The organism is Citrobacter sp. VF227 (genome assembly GCF_052950715.1).
Genome location: NZ_JBRFVF010000329.1, coordinates 1 through 484 on the forward strand (window position 1 = coordinate 1; position 484 = coordinate 484).

General features: G+C 63.6%; 1 pseudogene. It reads left to right on the forward strand.

Going from position 1 to position 484, the window contains the following annotated elements:
* Positions 1-387, forward strand: a pseudogene (locus tag ACU8YC_RS26580) (isocitrate lyase); the annotation flags it as partial.
* Positions 388-484: the final 97 nt, after the last annotated feature.

Below are 484 nucleotides of genomic sequence, written 5' to 3' on the forward strand. Positions count from 1 at the left end.
GGCAAGCTGCTGTCGTACAACTGCTCGCCGTCGTTCAACTGGAAGAAGAACCTCGACGACGCGACGATCGCGAAGTTCCAGAAGGAACTCGGCGCGATGGGCTACAAGTTCCAGTTCATCACGCTGGCCGGCTTCCACGCGCTGAACTACTCGATGTTCAACCTCGCGCACGGCTATGCCCGCACGCAGATGAGCGCATTCGTCGAACTGCAGCAAGCCGAGTTCGAGGCAGCCGACAAGGGCTTCACGGCCGTCAAGCACCAGCGCGAGGTCGGCACCGGCTACTTCGACGCGGTGACGCAGACGGTCGAACGCGAAGCATCGACGACCGCGCTGCACGGCTCGACCGAGGACGAACAGTTCTTCGACGGCAAGAAAGTCGCGTAACGCGCGCAGGCGTTATGCCGATGCCTGCCGCGTCTCGCGACGCCGCGGCATCGGCCACCGGAACAACAATCAGGGAGGAGACGGCAGGCGCGCGAGG